12 protein-coding genes are annotated in these 15979 nt (G+C 45.5%); 6 read left to right on the top strand and 6 right to left on the bottom strand.

Annotated features, from left to right (window positions below):
• Positions 1-50: 50 nt before the first annotated feature.
• The 3 genes from A1D16_RS09750 to A1D16_RS09740 are packed head-to-tail and all read left to right on the top strand — an operon-like array spanning position 51 to position 4993.
• Positions 51-3188, top strand: coding sequence for a CusA/CzcA family heavy metal efflux RND transporter (locus A1D16_RS09750; RefSeq protein WP_290709171.1), 3138 nt, complete (start codon positions 51-53; stop codon positions 3186-3188).
• Positions 3189-4217: a glycosyltransferase family 9 protein gene (locus A1D16_RS09745; RefSeq protein ID WP_290709170.1), complete on the top strand. Its 1029-nt coding sequence runs from the start codon at positions 3189-3191 to the stop codon at positions 4215-4217.
• Positions 4196-4993, top strand: coding sequence for a glycosyltransferase family 2 protein (locus A1D16_RS09740; protein ID WP_290709169.1), 798 nt, complete (start codon positions 4196-4198; stop codon positions 4991-4993). The genes A1D16_RS09745 and A1D16_RS09740 overlap by 22 nt, the downstream gene beginning before the upstream one ends.
• Positions 4994-5112: 119 nt before the next feature.
• On the opposite strand, the gene coaE is transcribed toward A1D16_RS09740, so the two are convergent.
• From coaE to A1D16_RS09715, 5 genes are all read right to left on the bottom strand, one after another.
• Positions 5113-5691: a dephospho-CoA kinase gene (gene coaE, locus A1D16_RS09735; RefSeq protein WP_290709168.1), complete on the bottom strand. Its 579-nt coding sequence runs from the start codon at positions 5689-5691 to the stop codon at positions 5113-5115.
• A complete protein-coding gene (yajC, locus tag A1D16_RS09730) occupies positions 5691-6011 on the bottom strand; it encodes a preprotein translocase subunit YajC (protein WP_290709167.1) in 321 nt (106 codons plus the stop codon). The genes coaE and yajC overlap by 1 nt, the downstream gene beginning before the upstream one ends.
• Positions 6012-6055: 44 nt before the next feature.
• Entirely contained in the window at positions 6056-6520 is a 465-nt protein-coding gene (locus A1D16_RS09725) for a DUF1573 domain-containing protein (protein WP_290709166.1), read from the bottom strand.
• Positions 6521-6527: 7 nt separating this feature from the next.
• A complete protein-coding gene (gene nusB / locus A1D16_RS09720) occupies positions 6528-7451 on the bottom strand; it encodes a transcription antitermination factor NusB (protein WP_290709165.1) in 924 nt (307 codons plus the stop codon).
• Positions 7452-7522: 71 nt separating this feature from the next.
• The gene (locus A1D16_RS09715) at positions 7523-7864 is read right to left on the bottom strand and encodes a hypothetical protein (RefSeq protein WP_290709164.1); all 342 of its coding nucleotides are present in this window, start codon (positions 7862-7864) and stop codon (positions 7523-7525) included.
• Between the two features lie 227 nt (positions 7865-8091).
• On the opposite strand from A1D16_RS09715, the gene A1D16_RS09710 reads away from it, so the two are divergent.
• The 3 genes from A1D16_RS09710 to A1D16_RS09700 all read left to right on the top strand — a co-directional run bounded on the left by A1D16_RS09710 (position 8092) and on the right by A1D16_RS09700 (position 12575).
• Positions 8092-8373 carry a co-chaperone GroES gene (locus A1D16_RS09710; protein WP_150846796.1) on the top strand — a complete coding sequence of 94 codons (282 nt, stop codon included), beginning with the start codon at positions 8092-8094 and terminating at the stop codon, positions 8371-8373.
• Between the two features lie 35 nt (positions 8374-8408).
• Positions 8409-10046 carry a chaperonin GroEL gene (gene groL, locus A1D16_RS09705; RefSeq protein ID WP_290709163.1) on the top strand — a complete coding sequence of 546 codons (1638 nt, stop codon included), beginning with the start codon at positions 8409-8411 and terminating at the stop codon, positions 10044-10046.
• Between the two features lie 570 nt (positions 10047-10616).
• Positions 10617-12575: a T9SS type A sorting domain-containing protein gene (locus tag A1D16_RS09700; protein ID WP_290709162.1), complete on the top strand. Its 1959-nt coding sequence runs from the start codon at positions 10617-10619 to the stop codon at positions 12573-12575.
• A 72-nt stretch (positions 12576-12647) separates the two neighbouring features.
• Here A1D16_RS09700 and A1D16_RS09695 read toward each other — a convergent pair.
• On the bottom strand, positions 12648-15979 hold a 3332-nt coding region (locus tag A1D16_RS09695), incomplete at its 5' end, for a PKD domain-containing protein (RefSeq protein ID WP_290709161.1).

Below are 15979 nucleotides of genomic sequence, written 5' to 3'. Positions count from 1 at the left end.
TAGCACAAAATGGGTTATTGATTTATGATGCTATAAACGACTAGTAGAACATGAATAACTTCATTAAACAGATCATAGCATTTTCGCTCAAGAACAGGTTTTTTACCTTTTTCTGGGTAACCCTGCTGATTATTGCAGGTGCTATCAGCTATAGCCGCATTCCTATTGAAGCTTTCCCGGATGTTACCAATACGCAGATCATCATTGTAACTGAATGGAATGGCCGTAGTGCAGAGGAAGTAGAACGTTTTGTAACAACCCCCATCGAAATTGCCATGAACAGTGTACAGCGGAAAACCAATGTACGCAGTATTACCATGTTCGGACTGTCTGTAATTAAGATCATTTTTGATGATGATGTGGAAGATTTTTTTGCAAGGCAGCAGGTGAACAACCAGTTAAAGAATGTGCAATTACCAGAGGGGGTAGATGCGGATGTACAGCCTCCCTATGGCCCAACGGGTGAAATTTTCCGGTATGTATTAAAAAGCGCTCCCTTGTCAAAGGACGGCGATAAAAGAGATACCAGAGATTTGTTGACCATTCAGAATTGGGTCATTGACCGGGAATTGCGACGAGTGCCTGGCGTAGCAGATATAGTAGCATTTGGAGGCCAGGAAAAGATCTATGAGATTTCTGTGGATCCGGTGAAATTACAGCGATATGACCTCACACCACTTGAACTCTACAACGCTGTTAGTAAATCCAATCTCAATGTGGGGGGGGATGTGATTGAGAAAAACGGACAGGCCTATGTAGTACGCGGAATCGGCTTGTTAGACAGCCGGAAGGATATTGAGAATACCATCGTAGATATTTTTAAAGGGAACCCACTGCTGGTAAAGGATGTAGCAACGGTTCAGGAAGCCAGCGCACCCAGGGTTGGCCAGGTTGGGCTGAATGATAATGATGATGTGGTAGAAGGAATTATAGTAATGCGGAAAGGGGAAAACCCCAGTGATGTTTTGAGCCGTGTAAAGGAAAAAATCCAGGAACTGAACAGTTCTATTTTGCCTTCCGACGTTAAAATGGAAACCTTTTATGACCGCGATGTGCTCATGAACTATACCACCCATACGGTATTAAAAAACCTGGTGGAGGGCATCGTTTTTGTAACCGTGATCGTATTTCTTTTCATGGCTGACTGGCGTACCACCCTCATTGTTGCGGTGATTATTCCCCTGTCCTTATTGTTTGCGTTTTTTATGCTACGATTAAAGGGGATGAGTGCCAATTTATTGTCGCTGGGTGCCATAGATTTTGGGATCATTATTGACGGGGCGGTGGTAATGGTGGAAGGCGTTTTTGTAGCGTTGGATCATAAGGCGCACCGGGTTGGCATGAAAACCTATAATAAGCTGGCCAAAATGGGGATGATCAAGGCTACAGGAACACAAATGGGCAAAGCCATATTTTTTTCCAAGTTGATCATTATTTCTGCATTGCTGCCAATCTTTTCGTTTGAAAAAGTGGAGGGCAAAATGTTTGCTCCGCTTGCCTGGACACTCGGTTTTGCCTTATTGGGAGCCCTATTGTTTACGCTTACACTGGTGCCGGTACTTTCTTCTATCTTGCTGAACAAAAATGTTCGGGAAAAGGAAAATGCATTTACCCGTTTTGTAAACCGGTCGGTGGGAAAAGCCTTTGCGTTTACGTATTCAAGAAAGAAACTAACGCTGTTAATAGCCGGATTAAGTTTTATACTCACCCTGCTGTCTACCCGATGGCTGGGTACAGAATTTTTGCCTCAACTGAATGAGGGAGCTTTATGGGTGGAGGCCAAAATGCCGATGAGTACCTCCCTCCCAAAAACAGTGGAAATGGTTCGTGTATTGCGGAAGGAGTTAATGAGTTTTCCGGAGGTAAACGGGGTATTGTCGCAAACCGGCCGCAGTAATGATGGTACTGATCCCAGTGGTTTTTATTATGTACAGATGCAGGTGAACCTGAAACCTAAAAAAGAATGGGGCAGGAAAATTTCGCTTGATGACCTGGTGGAAGAAATGGATGTAAAACTCAAGCAGTACCAGGGAATCAACTACAATTATTCTCAGCCGATTATCGACAACGTTGCAGAAGCGGTGGCAGGTATGAATGCTTCGAATGCTGTAAAGATTTATGGCGATGATCTGGATAAGTTGGACGATTATGCGAACAAAGTAATCGAACAGATCAAGGACGTACCGGGCATTAAGGACGTAGGCATACTGCGGAATATTGGGCAGCCTGAGATCAGCATCCTCCTGGATGAGGAAAAGATGGCAATGTATGGGGTTACCAAGGCGGAGGCCCAGGCGGTAATTGAAATGGCCATAGGAGGTAAAACAGCCAGCCAGAAATATGAAGGCGAGCGGAAATTTGATATCCGAATTCGTTACGATAAGGATTTTAGAAAAAACGAAGAGGATATCCTGCGGCTGATGATTCCCACCATTACCGGTAATCGCATTCCCTTAAAAGAAGTAGCGTCTATCAGGCAGAGTACCGGACCGGCTTTTATTTATCGGGATAATACCAAGCGTTTTATTGGGGTAAAATTTTCTGTACGCGAGAGAGATCTGGGAAGCACGATTGCGGAAGCACAGCAAAAAGTAAAAAAAGGATTGAAGTTGGAAGAGGGGTACCAGATTAACTGGACCGGGGAATTCGAAAACCAGGTAAGAGCCAGTAAACGATTATCACAGGTAGTGCCGCTGAGCCTGGTGCTGATATTTGTTCTCCTGTTTATCATGTTTAATAATGCAAAAGATGCCGGGTATGTGCTGATCAACGTTCCGTTTGCGTTAATCGGGGGTATACTGGCATTGCATATAACGGGTATCAATTTCGGGATTTCTGCGGGGGTTGGATTTATTGCCTTATTTGGAATATGCGTGCAAAACGGGGTTATCCTGATAGCGGAATTCCATAAGCAGATCCAGTTAACCAATGAAGTGCGGGAAGCCGTCTTTCTTGCAGTGAAAGCAAGGACCAGGCCGGTTGTTATGACCGCCCTGATGGCTGCCGTAGGGCTTTTTCCGGCCGCTATCAGCACGGGTATTGGTTCTGAAAGTCAGAAACCCCTGGCAATTGTGATAATTGGTGGTTTAGTTACCGCTACAATTTTTACCTTGTTGGTTTTTCCTATAATTTACCAGTATGCGTTGAACATACGGGTAGCAAAAAAGGAAAAATACAACCAGAGATAAATGAAAAAAGTATTAATCATCCAAACTGCATTTATTGGTGATGTGGTGCTTGCAACAACACTGCTTGAATCCTTGCATGCCATGGATCCTTCGATAGAACTGGATATGCTGGTTCGGAGGGGCAATGAATCACTGCTAACCGGGCATCCGTATTTGTCGGAGCTGCTGGTGTGGGATAAAAAATCCGGAAAATATTCGAGCCTCTTTAAACTATTGGGTATTATCCGGAAGAAGAAATACGATACGGTAATCAATCTCCAGCGTTTTGCAGCTACGGGCATGCTGTCGGCTTTTTCCGGAGCGAAGGAAATTATCGGGTATGATAAAAATCCGTTTTCCTTCCTGTTTACCCGTACCGTAAAACATAGTATAGGAAAAAAAGAGGCCTGGGTACATGAAATAGTGCGGTGTCATCAACTGATCGGCCATTATACCAATGAGCCGGCCAGGCCACCCAGGTTGTATCCCCGTGCTGTAGATTATGAGCGGATTAAACCCTTTATCGGGCAGCCTTATTTTGTATTGGCACCGGGCTCTGTGTGGTTTACCAAGCAGTACCCGCTGCACAAATGGGTGAGCGCCCTGGAGCAGCTACCCGCCGGTGTTAAACTATATATCATTGGTGCACCCGAAGACCGGGAAAAGGGCGAACAGATAAAGGCTGCATTGCCCGGGAAAAATATTGAAATTTTAGCGGGACAATTAAATTTCCTGGAATCAGTGGCCTTGATGGAGTCGGCCCAATTGAACATGGTTAATGACTCGGCTCCGCTGCATTTTGCTTCGGCCCGTAATGCGCCCACCTTGGCAGTATACTGCTCTACCGTGCCTTATTTCGGGTTTGGCCCATTGTCGGAGGAAAATTATGTGATTGAAACGCGCCAGCCATTAAGTTGCCGCCCCTGCGGGCTGCATGGAAAAAAAGCATGTCCTGAGGGGCATTTTGATTGTGCGCTTACAATACAGGATGCTGAACTGAGACAAATTATAGATAATAAACTTAAACGATGTATCCCGGATCAAGTTTAATTATTTCAACCTATAACTGGCCTAAGGCCCTGGATTGTTGTTTTAACAGCATCCTGGGATTAAAGGTATGGCCGGATGAAATTATTATTGCCGATGATGGCTCTACGGAAGATACCCGTGAGCTGATTGCAGTTTTCAGAAAAAAAAGCCGGGTGCCGGTAGTTCATATCTGGCAACCCGATACCGGTTTTCAGCTTGCCAAGATCCGTAACAAAGCGGTTGCTGCTGCCCGTTATGACTATATAATTCAGATTGACGGTGATCTGATTCTCGATCCTTATTTTGTCAAGGACCACCTAAGTTCGGCCAAACCGGGTCGGTTTATCGGAGGCAGCAGATGTCTTCTGAGTAAATGTTTTTCTGAACAATTATTGGAGGATCCGCGTGTACAGGTTTCTTTATGGAAACAGGGGGTACGGAACAGAGAAAATGGAATCCGGATGCTGCCTGTGGGAAAATTACTGAACCGCCTGGTAAAAACCAGTTCCAGCCGTAGTATCCGAGGTTGTAATATGTCTTTTTGGCGGGCTGATTTTATCCGGGTAAATGGATACAATGAAGATTATATAGGATGGGGAAAGGAAGACACAGACTTAGTAATCCGTTTTTTTAAGATCGGGTTGGAACGTCCTATGTTTAAATTCATCGGTATTGCCTATCATATATGGCATAAGGAAGCCGATCGTTCGGGTCTGGAAAAAAATGAAGCACTTCTTCACCAATTAAACAGCGGTCTGCGCCATAGTTGCGAAAATGGTGTAAGTAAATACCTGTAGGCGAGGGGTTGGGTTGTAATGTTTGGCTGGTAATTTCAGTGTATGCTAAAGAGAGCAATACCTGCAGAAGAATAACTAAGTTAGAAAGCCAGTTGAAATAGTAGCAGGGGATAAGTTTTCTAGCCGATAAAACGCGCATGCAGGGCCAATACCTGCGGCAGCACCAGTTGCTGGTCGTCATTGACGATCACAAAATCACAAAGCTTCATTTTAAGTGATTCATCGAGCTGGCTTAACATGCGTTGCAGAACCTGCTCGCGGCTTACCTGGTCGCGCTGCATAACACGATGGATCCGCAAGGCCGTGGGGGCTGAAACACCAATCACGTAATCCAGTTCGTCCTGGCTGCCGGATTCAAAGATCAGGGCAGCTTCTTTTAGCGCATAAGGTGCATTCTGTCGACGCATCCAGTCTTTGCCATATTGAATTGTAGCCGGATGTACAAGCGCATTCAGCGCATCCAGTTTCTTCCGGTCTTTAAATACAATGGAGGAGATAAATGAACGGTTCAGTTGACCGTTTTGATAGGTTTCCGGCCCCAACAAGGCGCTTATTTGTGCACGAAGGGCCGGATCTTCCTGCATCAGGCGTTTAGCGGCGGTATCAGCGTTATAAACCGGGATGCCCAGGTGTTCAAATGCCCTGGACACGATTGATTTACCACTGCCAATACCGCCGGTTATGCCAATTTTCAACATTATGCTTTCTCAGCAGGTGCTGGTTTGTTGATGTTTTTTGTCCACTCGAGCGATATAGCCGATTTCTCGATCTTCATATAGCTGCCCGGAGATGTTTCCATCATCAGGGTGCCGTCTTCGTTTACTTTATTAACGGTGCCATGAATACCGGCAATGGTAACAATTTTGTCGCCTTTCTGCATATTTTCCTGGAATGCCTTGGCTTCTTTTGCTTTTTTAGCCTGGGGGCGAATCATAAAGAGCCAGAATACGAGAATCATACCACCTAGCAGGAGTAACTGGGGCATTCCGCCACCTGCCTGGAGAAGAAGTAGGGTCATAGTTGTTGATTGTAATTATGAATAGACAATAAATAGTAAATGGATTATTTGCTGGCGGCGGCCACTTCTACTTTGAATTGCAGGTGATGGTCCATAGAGCCGCTGGTGTTGGCACGTACATGAATGGATTTATTATTGGTTCCTACCCGGCCTTTGCTATCAAAGGAGCCTTTGATCACCCCTTCGTTTCCAGGCAGAATAGGTTCTTTGGGAGGCTCTGCCGCCGTACATCCGCAGGCGGGTGCTACCGAATAAATTACCAGTGGTTTGGTACCGCTGTTTTTGAAACGGAATGCTACTTCAACCTGCTGGCCTTCTGTAACTTTTCCGTAATCCTTATTCTGATCAATCCACTCAATGGTAGTGAATTGGGTGCTGTCTACCTGGTTAACGGTTTCAGCAGCCGTGGCTGGAGCTGTACCTGTAACCGGGGCTTCTGCTTCTTTAGCCGGACTATTCTGGCAGGCAACAGCGGCCAGGGCCAGCATGGATAAAAGGAGTATACGCATGTCGGATTTATTTTTTAAAACTTACTTTATGCAATTTATTATCTCTTACCAGATCTTTATGAATATTATCCAGTATCCCGTTTACAAACTGCCCGCTCTGCGGTGTACTGTATTCCTTGGCCAGGTCTATGTATTCATTAATGGTAACCTTGGGAGGAATTGTTTCAAAATACAGTAATTCACAAAGCCCCATCTGCATCAGGATCATATCCAGGGTAGCGATCCGTTCGGGATCCCAGTTTTTTAATTTTGGTTTGATCATTTCCAGCGTGGTGGCGCGCTTATCAATAACTGCATTCAGCAGGCTTTTGGCAAATTCCATTTTTTCAGGGCTCACCATTACCTGGAAATTGAAACTGCCGGGTTTATGGAGGTATTGTTGTACCAACTGATGTATCATTTCACAATCGTCGTCCCAATTGTTGAAATGCTCTTCGAGGTGGGCAGTAAATTCTTCGCGGGTTATCAGCAGGTTATTATAGATGAATTCCAGCATGGCTTTTTCAGCCTTGTAATCACGACCCTGTACCTGCACATAGGCCTGGTATTCGGGGGTATTTACCAGTTCCAGGTATACTTTGCGTACCAGTTCCTGATCCAGGTACTTGGTAACCAGGTCTTCTTTTAGCGCCGTTTGGTAAGATGCGTCTTCAAGAATTTTCCAAAGCAACTGGTTGCCGGCGATTTTGGTATTTACTTCCAGGTCGGCAGCGGAAGGCAGGTGTTTATTAGCACGGTTACGGGCATCCGTTTCGGAATAGCGGGCTACTTCCGTAATAAAATGAATGATGTAAAGTAGTAATTGTCTGGATTGGTCAAACTGCTTATTTAATAACCGGATGGGCTCGCCTGGTTTTACGGGCTGGGTGAAAGAATCCAGTGCGTACAGGGTTTGCATCACTTTTACCCTGATAATTCTTCTGCTGATCATACCTCCAAGAACTTTGTTAAGGCGGCAAAGCTAGGTCATTTCGGGGCCCTTACCAAACCCGGAAGCATCAATTAACGGGGTCTTATCTTTAAAATAGACACCATTTCTAATCCGGTACCTGGTTGTAACGCATTTTTATGACCGGTTTTTTCGAATTGTACCAGCACCGGCTGCTCATCTCGCTGGAAATCGGCCGGTAAATTGGCTGCTTCGTAGGCGTTGCCATTGTCCATAACCAGCACCCAGGCGGCTGCATCACAGGCCGGACCGCAGGGAAACCGCCAGGTCTGTACCACGGCCGGCTTATCTGTCAGCATCAGATCTTCTGTACTGGATTTTTGGCAGGAGAGCAGCAAAAAACTGCTGCCCAAAAGCAGCCCATAAACGCGGGTGGATAATAGCAAGTGACGCATAAACCGATTTAAACTGCCGAAGCTGCCGGGTGCCTGAAAAATTGGCACGGACCGCGGCTGCTGTCAGTAAGAAGAACGGAGAAAGGGCCGGGAAATTGCGCGGATTCCTGCAAAAATGGCTTTAATCCTGTCGCTGAGCCGGATTGGCATGTTATTCGTTCGCACTAGCACGCTCCCGGGCAGATTGCCCCGGAAATGAATCACTCACTTAATTAAAACCAAGTAATATGGCTAAGAAGTTGAACATTACTCCTTTGCACGACCGGGTTGTAGTAAAACCCGCCCCTGCTGAAGAGAAAACTGCAGGCGGTATCATTATCCCGGATACAGCAAAAGAAAAGCCCCAGCGCGGCACCATCGTGGCTGCAGGTACCGGTAAAAAAGATGAGCCCCTGACGGTAAAAGTTGGCGACACAGTATTGTATGGCAAATATGCCGGCACTGAGTTGCAACTGGAAGGTGGTGATTTCCTGATTATGCGGGAAAGTGATATCCTGGCTATTATCTAATTAAACATTCAACAACTTTATTTAAGTCAACTACTATGGCAAAACAAATTTTCTTCGACCTCGAAGCAAGAAACAGAATGAAGAAAGGGGTTGATACCCTGGCCAATGCGGTGAAAGTAACCCTGGGACCAAAAGGTCGTAACGTGGTTATTGAAAAGAAATTTGGCGCTCCTGCTGTAACTAAAGATGGGGTTACTGTAGCAAAAGAAATTGAACTGGAAGACCCGATCGAAAACATGGGTGCCCAGATGGTAAAAGAAGTTGCCAGCAAAACAGCTGATGTAGCGGGTGATGGTACTACTACTGCTACCGTACTGGCCCAGGCAATTATTACCGAAGGTCTTAAAAACGTGGCCGCTGGTGCAAACCCAATGGACCTGAAACGCGGAATCGACAAAGCGGTTGAGAAAGTGGTGGAAGCACTGCGTGGTCAGAGCCAGAAAATCGGGAACGATACTAAAAAAATTGAAGCAGTTGCTACTATTTCTGCCAACAACGACCCGGAAATCGGAAAACTGATTGCAGAAGCGATGGCAAAAGTTGGAAAAGACGGTGTAATTACTGTAGAAGAAGCCAAAGGAACGGATACAACCGTAGAAGTGGTGGAAGGTATGCAGTTTGACCGGGGATATATTTCTCCATACTTCGTTACCAACAGCGAAAAAATGAACGCTGAATTGTCGAATCCATATATCCTGATCTACGATAAGAAGATCGGTGCTATGAAAGACATTCTGCACATTCTGGAGAAAGTTGCACAAGGTGGTCGTCCGCTGGTAATTATCAGTGAGGATCTCGAAGGAGAAGCACTGGCTACCCTGGTGGTTAACAAACTGCGTGGTACCCTGAAAGTGGCTGCTGTTAAAGCGCCTGGTTTCGGCGACCGTCGTAAAGAAATGCTGCAGGATATCGCTATCCTTACAGCTGGTACCGTAATCAGCGAAGAGCAGGGCTTCAAACTGGAGAACGCTGACCTCAGCTACCTGGGACAGGCTACTTCTATTACTATCGACAAAGACAATACCGTTATTGTAGGTGGTAAGGGTAAAAAAGACGAGATCACGAAGCGCATTAACCAGATCAAATCTCAGATTGAGAGTACTACTTCTGATTACGATCGGGAGAAACTGCAGGAGCGTTTGGCTAAACTGAGCGGTGGTGTGGCTGTACTGAATGTAGGAGCTGCTACCGAGGTAGAAATGAAAGAGAAGAAAGACCGCGTGGATGATGCGCTTCATGCAACCCGCGCAGCGGTTGAAGAAGGAATTGTTCCGGGTGGTGGTACGGCGTTTATCCGCGCTATTTCTGCCCTGGATGGTTTCCGCAGCAGCAATGAGGATGAGAAACTGGGGGTTCAGATCGTGCGTCGTTCTCTGGAAGCGCCTATCCGTATTATTGTTGAAAATGCCGGCCTGGAAGGTTCTGTGATCATTAACCAGATCCGCGAAGGAAAAGGTGATTACGGCTTCAATGCTCGCACTGAGAAGTTTGAAAACCTCCTGAAAACAGGGGTAATTGATCCTACTAAAGTGGGTCGTGTTGCCCTGGAACATGCCGCTTCTATTGCAGGTATGTTACTGACTACCGAGTGTGTAATTGCCGACAAGCCTGCTAAAGAAGCAGCGCCTGCTCCGCATGGCCACGGTGGTGGAATGGGAGATATGGGATATTAATAAGTAATCCGAAAGGAGATAAAAAAAACTGCCCGCTTTTGCGGGCAGTTTTTTTATTTTTCACCACTATGTTAATAACTATTTACTCGTAGATCTACGAATCGTAATATTACGAAATGGCATAATTTATAAGGAGATTCTGTGTAAATAGGCTATAGATTGCGGTATATTCAAAAGTTTCGCTCAATTTTCTGTTTGATTGAAGTTGCAACGATTAAATGTTGAAAAATATTTTAATTCTACCATTTTGAATTCTGGAATTATGGGCTAATTTTGACCTATCCATATCGAGTTAAGCCCAGTAACTCCATTATCCGTATTGAAGCAGACCTCTCTGATTTAGTGCCTCAACCACAAAACGAATTACGGATAATGAAACAAGCGAATCAAAAGATTTGGTGTGTCAGTTCTGTGCTAACCTTGATCCTGACCCTTTTAGTTAGCCTCACGCAAGCGCAAGCACCTCAGCCTCCTATTACTCAGGGACGATTATTGAATTTTCCAATGAGTGATCAATTGTATGCCAGGAATCTGAACAATAATCAGGCCACTGTTCCCATTTCAGTTCGAATGCTTGCAAGTAGCCAATTCAATCAATTGCAGGTGGTATTTTATCGGGATTTAAACAATAACAATGATTATTTCGACGATGGAGGTCCTGTTTCTACCACAACTTTACTGTTGTCCACAGGTACTTTGGCCAACGATTCAATAACTCTAACCTTTCCTAATTATACCATCCTTGCTGAATTAAGGCAGTATGGTTTTGTTTTAAATGGCATACGTCCTAATAACTCTTCAGCCTTATTAGCGGCTTCGGTAGGTGTTGTTGCAGGTGATACCTATATCATACAGGGACAATCAAATTCATATGCAGAACAACGCCAAGGTGGTGATGCAAATGCCACACCGTTTAGAAGATTCGTGAAATCCTATGGTAGTTCACATCCCAATGGCGTAACTGCATATCCCCGAAATTGGGGGATAGGTGATGGTAATGCTAATAATGTAGGAAATTATAATGTAGGTATGTGGGGGATGCGTTTGGGCTCGCAAATTGCTGCAACAGAAGGCATACCAGTGGCTATATTCTGTGGTGGATACGGAGACAAAATTCCAATTTTCCAGGCAAGTTCTACGGCATATATTTCAGCTGAAAATGAGAATAATTACAGAAGATTGCGTCGAAGATTAGCGGATGCTGGTGTTCAGAATAGCGTACGCGGCATATTCTGGTGGCAAGGAGAATCAGACGGAATTATTGATAACAATAAAACCAGCAAGAACGATTACATAAATATATTTAATAATATTCTTCAATCCTGGAGAACTGATTACCCTAGTTTGGAGAAAGTTTTCATTGTTCAAATCAGGCTGGGATGTTATGTTGGCGCTCCCCCCATCAACAGTGCTCTTGATATCATGCAGGCACAATTAGAAATCGCTAAATCGGATAATGATATTGAAATATTTTCTACGCAAAATCTTGAACACATTTACGAAACGGGTGGTGGAATTCCCAGTCCGGGATGGTATTGCCATTATGGTTATGCAGACGGCTATTTAAAAGCCGGTGATTTATTTTTGCCAACTGTACGTCAGGAATTGTATGGTGAACCTGTAGTAAACAATACAAGGTTCGCTTACCCAATAGCAGCTGATATAACCAGTACCGGTCCTGTTGCCACTCAGGTGACGGTGGAATTAAGCAATCTTACAGATAATTATAGCGTGGTTCCGTTGTCTGGTTCAAATATTATTGATTATTTCAGGATTGAAGGAGGCGGTGGCGGATATGTGATTACATCTTTGTCAATAGCAGGTAATGCAATTACTTTAAACTTTAATAATCCAAATGCAAACGTACCGAATGCAGTTTCTTATTTTGGCCGCCAACAATTTGATGCACCAGTAATTGAAAACGCAGGTGGGCAGGCAATCGTTGCCTTTACCCAACAGATCCAGTCAGGTTCCCTTCCCATTGATCCGCTTGCACTCACCATTGCCCGCAACGGGGTGTCCAATACCCTGCGCTGGAAAGTGGAATCAAATCAGCGCTTTGATCAGTTTATTATTGAGAGAGGGGAAACAAGGAACTCGTTTAAAGCAATTCATGAACTGTATGGAACCGGCCAGGAAGGAACGATTCAATACGATTTTACCGACAATAAACCCAATGCAACCGTTAGTCATTATCGCATACGCGGAATTCAGCAGGACGGAAGAGAATTGTTCAGCCAGGTAGTTACGGTAAATAACCGGCTTACGACCGTTAAGGAATTCAGGGTATTCCCGAATCCGGTAGCCGGTTCTGCAAATGCTACCATCAATATGAACGAAGCAGCCCTTGCTACCATTCACCTGCACGACGCATCCGGCCGTTTATTGTCTTCCCGTAAACTACAACTACAGAAAGGGAATAACCAGTTTTCGCTCGGAGAATTACTGGATTATAATCCAGGTACCTATATTGTTCGGGTAGTAACACCCACCGAAACCCAACAGATAAGGGTGGTGAAAGCGAAGTAAGGGTTAGTTATAAAATAAAAAAGAGGCTGTCTCCGGTGAGGCAGCCTCTTTCTATTATCAACCATACGAATTTTATTGTTTCTGGAATTTCCGTACAGAAGGTGGCATCCCTTCAAACTGCACTCTTATTACATAGGTTCCCGCAGCAAAATTGGAGAGGTTATAGGTTTTTGTGAAATGTGTCGTATTCTTATTCACTTCATCCTGCATAACCAATACACCGCTGATGCTGTAAAACTGTACGCTTCCTTTGCCGGTGGAATTGTCGTCCATGCGTAGGGTAACGATTCCGTTACTGGCAACGGGGTTCGGATAAAGCTTCATGGATAAACGTTCTTTTCCGGAGCTGCCTTTTACGGTTACGGTTACTTCTTTACGAACTGTAATACTTCCATTATCGCGAACCAGGATTTCAAAAGTATAAATTCCGGTCACCAGCCCGCTTAGATTCACAATGGCCGAGTTCTGGTTATTCAGAATAGCATTGCTTGGACCATTCACCATCTTCCATTGGTAGAGACGGATAGTGCCATCCGGATCATAGGATTTACTGGCATCCAGCAGTGCCGTATCCGAAGGCAGGATCACTTCAACAGAATCACTGGTTACAATAACCGGGGCTTTGTTGGCAAGTACACGTACAGAAACGGTGGTTGTTCCTTTTAATCCGGCATTATCTGTTACTTCGAGTTGGAACTGATAGGTGCCTACCACCAGGTTGGTTATCGCCGTTTTACTGGAGCTGGGTGTAAGAATACCTGCATTGGCCGGTCCGCTTTGTTGGGTCCAGCGATACGAACGGATATTACCGTCTGCATCGGAAGAACCGGAACCGTCTAATTCAGTGCGGTTGGTAGGCAGTGAAATAGTGATGGCATTACCTGCTCTTGCTACCGGAGCTACGGGGGCTGGCAATACTACCAGGGTCATAGTGCTGGTGGCTTTCAAGCCATCATTATCGGTAACCTCTAACTGGAAAACATAGGTTCCTGTACTTAGGTTAGCAGCAGTGGTAGTGGCTGATTTGGCGGAGGACAGGGTAGCTGTATTAGGACCGCTGTTTTGTTTCCAGCTATACGATACAACTGATCCATCCGGGTCATAGGAGGAGCTTCCATCGAGCGTAGTAGATTTGGTATTGACTGTTTTTTTACCGCCGGCATTGGACACCGGTGCTTTTTTAACTGCCACAACCGGCGCCGGATTAACCCGAACGGTAACATCATCTGCATCGCGGGCTCCATCATTATCCGTAACGGTTAACCGGAAAGTATAGATTCCTTCCACCAGGTTGGTAATTTCTGTACTAGCTGCGGCAGCAGCACCAATAGAAGCGGTATTCGGCCCATCAACCTGCGTCCAGCGATAGGCAGTAATGGTGCCATCATTGTCTCTTCCTGAACCGGAAAGGGTAATGCTATTGGTGGGCAGAGTTATGCTTCGGTTGGAACCCGCATTTGCCACGGGGGCTTCATTCGGAACCGGTGCTGGTTTTACCACTACGGTTGTTTCGTCCGAATTGGTAGCGCCATCATTATCGGTTACGGTTAGTCGGAATACATAGGTTCCTTCTACTAAACCAGATACCGTAGTACTGGCAGCGGTAACGGGATTGATCAATGCAGTACTGGGGCCACTTACCTGTGTCCACCGATAGGCGGCAATTGAGCCGTCCGCATCTGTTCCTGTACCGTTTAATGCTACGCTGTTCGTGGGCAGTGTAATGGTACGGTTGCTTCCAGCTGCTGCAACAGGTGGCTGGTTGGTGGAGGCCGCAGCATTAACCGTAACCGTCATTTCATCTATTCCGCTGGCGCCGTCATTATCTGTTGCCCGCAAACGGAAGGTATAAATACCTTCTGCCAGGCCCGATACAGTTGTATTGGCGCTGTTGGCAGCTCCGATTGTTGCCGTAGTCGGACCATTTACCTGTGTCCATTGGTAACTGGCAATGGTACCGTCCTGGTCCGTTGCAGATCCGGATAAAGATGTACTGGAGCTGGGTAATGTTATTGTTCTGTTGCTGCCTGCATGTACTGTCGGAGCTGTATTAGGAGCGGCATTAACCGTTACATTCATATCATCGGAGTGGGTAGCTCCATCGTTATCGGTTACGGTTAACCGAAAAGTATAGGTTCCCTGGATTAGTCCGGATACGGTAGTGGCAGCTGCTCCTGCATTGGCAATAGCAGCAGTATTGGGTCCACTCACCTGGCGCCACCGGAAGGAGGCAATAGTACCATCGGTATCTGTTCCGGATCCGGAAATATTGGTAGAATTGGTGGGTAACGTAATATTTCTATTCGGTCCGGCGTTTGATACGGGCGCGGCATTATCCACCGGCGCAGGATTAACAGTAACAAGTACATCGTCAGAATGAGAGGCACCATCATTATCTGTTACGGTTAGCCGAAAACTATATCTACCCTGAATAAGATTGGAAATTCCTGTTCCTGCAGCTGTTGCGTTGCTGATAGAAGCAGTATTGGGCCCGCTCAACTGACGCCATCTATAAGAAGCAATGGTTCCGTCTTCATCTGCCCCTGAACCGGCTAATACAGCCGTATTAGTAGGTAAGGTGATAGTGATGGCTGCGCCAGCATTGGCAACAGGAGAAATATTTACAGCGGCTTCCGGATTAACGGTTACACTAACGGTGGCCGAACCGGTTCCGCCTGCATTGTCCGTAACAGTAAGCCGAAAAGAATAAGTGCCCTGCACCAGGTTAGAAAAACTGGCAGTAGCAGTTGTTTCATTAGAAATAGTTGCTGTACTGGGCCCGGAAACCTGCGACCAGCGAAAGGAGCTGATGCTGCCATCTGCATCTGTTGCAGTTCCGGTAATAGAGATAGAATTGGTAGGTAAAGTTATTGATCGATTTGTGCCAAGGTTTACAGTGGGCAATTGATTAGTAGGTGGGGGAGGAGTGGTGCCATCCAGCAAAAAATCTGCGAGTTTGGCATTTTGATTACCGAAGCGTACTTCGTCCATATACATTTCAACGGAGTTTACGTTCGGTGTAGGATTGTGATTATTTCCAAAGGCCCACTTGTACAGTCCCATTTGCATATACGGCTCTTTGCTATGTTTGCCATCCTCTTTCCAGTTGGGACCAATGTATTCAGCTACCAGTTTGCCATTTTTATACAGGCGAACAAAACCAGAAGATGAAGAGGTGAAATCCCGGTTCATTACCCAATCTTCCCATTGATCTTTGATAACCGGCCCAACATCTACTTTGGTAATGGTTGCTGCACCAGAGGAAGAAAGTTTTGTAATTACAAATATGTATCTACCGGATTCCATTCCAAGATAGGTAGGGGTAGGCCAGTCATCTTCAACCGGTTTAGTATTAAATAGGATTGAAGTAATTGTATTGAAATCCATGTTAGACGAAGGAATCA

Source organism: Flavihumibacter sp. CACIAM 22H1, assembly GCF_001601815.1.
Lineage (GTDB): Bacteria > Bacteroidota > Bacteroidia > Chitinophagales > Chitinophagaceae > Flavihumibacter.
The sequence above is the reverse complement of the archived record's forward strand: the minus strand, read 5'-3'. Positions and strand labels throughout refer to the sequence as shown.

Coding starts and splice junctions, on each gene's coding strand:
- A1D16_RS09750 (WP_290709171.1), top strand. CDS start 51: ATGAATAACTTCATTAAACAGATCATAGCATTTTCGCTCAAGAACAGG.
- A1D16_RS09745 (WP_290709170.1), top strand. CDS start 3,189: ATGAAAAAAGTATTAATCATCCAAACTGCATTTATTGGTGATGTGGTG.
- A1D16_RS09740 (WP_290709169.1), top strand. CDS start 4,196: ATGTATCCCGGATCAAGTTTAATTATTTCAACCTATAACTGGCCTAAG.
- coaE (WP_290709168.1), bottom strand. CDS start 5,691: ATGTTGAAAATTGGCATAACCGGCGGTATTGGCAGTGGTAAATCAATC.
- yajC (WP_290709167.1), bottom strand. CDS start 6,011: ATGACCCTACTTCTTCTCCAGGCAGGTGGCGGAATGCCCCAGTTACTC.
- A1D16_RS09725 (WP_290709166.1), bottom strand. CDS start 6,520: ATGCGTATACTCCTTTTATCCATGCTGGCCCTGGCCGCTGTTGCCTGC.
- nusB (WP_290709165.1), bottom strand. CDS start 7,451: ATGATCAGCAGAAGAATTATCAGGGTAAAAGTGATGCAAACCCTGTAC.
- A1D16_RS09715 (WP_290709164.1), bottom strand. CDS start 7,864: ATGCGTCACTTGCTATTATCCACCCGCGTTTATGGGCTGCTTTTGGGC.
- A1D16_RS09710 (WP_150846796.1), top strand. CDS start 8,092: ATGGCTAAGAAGTTGAACATTACTCCTTTGCACGACCGGGTTGTAGTA.
- groL (WP_290709163.1), top strand. CDS start 8,409: ATGGCAAAACAAATTTTCTTCGACCTCGAAGCAAGAAACAGAATGAAG.
- A1D16_RS09700 (WP_290709162.1), top strand. CDS start 10,617: ATGCTTGCAAGTAGCCAATTCAATCAATTGCAGGTGGTATTTTATCGG.